General features: G+C 62.8%; 1 protein-coding gene. It reads right to left on the bottom strand.

Going from position 1 to position 1581, the window contains the following annotated elements:
• Positions 1–201: 201 nt before the first annotated feature.
• Positions 202–1392, bottom strand: coding sequence for a hypothetical protein (locus tag H5U08_RS18230; protein WP_297036409.1), 1191 nt, complete (start codon positions 1390–1392; stop codon positions 202–204).
• Positions 1393–1581 lie beyond the last annotated feature (189 nt).

The raw sequence follows: 1581 nt of genomic DNA, 5'->3' as shown, positions 1-1581 counted from the left end.
CCAACTGGTTATCTTTTTGAATCAAAATGGAGCGCGGGATCACGGTCCAAACTTTGGATGGGGCGGTAGCGAAGCGGCAAATCTTCGACTGGCTGGCCGATCGCATGGACCGGAACAATACGCCGGGCTGGTGATGCCACACTTTTTTCCGGTAAGGTCATCCCCCGGGAAAAAGCTCTATCGGCGGCGCGTCGGGGCTGCTCAGTCGAAGTCCAGCCATTCAGCGGTCGAAGGCGTGTGAGGGCGCTGCCGGTTGGCCAGGTCCTCGTCCTGGGATGGCGGCTTCCGCGAGGGATTCCGGTTTGCCTCGGCGCAGCGTCCTTCTCGCACCGCGGAGGCAGTATCCCTGGGCCCAGGCTGATCGGCCGCCACTTCGGTTTTTTGCGACGCCCTGCGCCATTCGCGCCGTCCCGGCACGGAACCGACGAGGAACAATTGTTTTCGACCGAGAAGGGCGACACGTCGGGCACGCACAAGGTTGAGAAACTCCTCACCACCTACCTGCGCGACAAAGCGACCGAGAGGAAGGGTCAGTCGCTGGGGGGGAAGGACCCACAATTCGGGACAGCGGCCCAGCCCCCGCAACCGCTTTCTCAGGTTGTGAAAGACTCCTATCGACGCCGCCGGTCCTACCGGCAGGAGAGTGGCCTGGACCACACCCCACCGCAACAGTTCGCTCCAGCGTTCGGGCGGCACCCGGTCAAAGGGCGCGCCGAAGGCCACCACGGGATGGACTCCGTGCGATCGCAAAGCCAGGGCATCGAGCAGCCGTTCCACGGCCAGGACATGGGGCGGCCGGGCACTCGCCAGCACTTCCACCCCGAAAAAGCCCAGCGTGTCCTGCCAGGCATGCCGGAAAAGCCAGCCGGGCGTGCGTTGGCGTAGCGGCCGGGCCCACAACGTGACGAGCACCCCTGCCGCGTTGTGGATCGGACCGATCAGGCTGTTCTCCACGCGTCGATCCTTCAACCAGTATTCCAGCGCGGGTCGGTCGGTGTGTCCCGTCTTGCGGTAAGCCTCAAAACATTCCTCCAGCGAACCCAGGACCCCGATCGACAGCAGCTCAACGGCCTCCCAGTTGACTCCGGCACTGACCAGAAACGCCTTGCCCGCCAGGGCGAGTTCCTCCTCCTGCGCGAGCAGTTTCTGCCGGGCAAAGGCGAGCAGCCACTCCGCGGCGCGGAGTTTGACGGCATCCAGGTCACGCTCCGCGACCGCGGGTTGATCGGGAAGGAGTATTGTGGAATTGGGCTGCTCGGCCGATTTATGATCCGCAGAAGGGGAGTCTTTTTGATTGGCCCCGGTCGTCACCGGGGTTGATGCTCCTTCGGCGGACGTTGGATCGCTCCGTTTTGTGGGATTTGTTTTCTGCCGGGGACGCCGCGGACTCATAGGGGTCTCCTCGTCATCCGTTGTTGATGCCAATCCTCGTTCCATTCAACTGGCGCGAAGACAACCGGAGCAGAACGCCGTTCGCACCTCGGCATTGCCCATCAACCCGCCTCATGGGCCACCTCACCAAATTTTTCTACCTGATAGACCCAGATTTTTGCATCGGGCTGGCGCCACGTCTTGCTGGGA

The organism is Thermogutta sp., assembly GCF_014359955.1.
GTDB lineage: Bacteria > Planctomycetota > Planctomycetia > Pirellulales > Thermoguttaceae > Thermogutta.
Note: the sequence above shows the minus strand (reverse complement) of the source record. Positions and strands in the feature narration are given on the sequence as shown.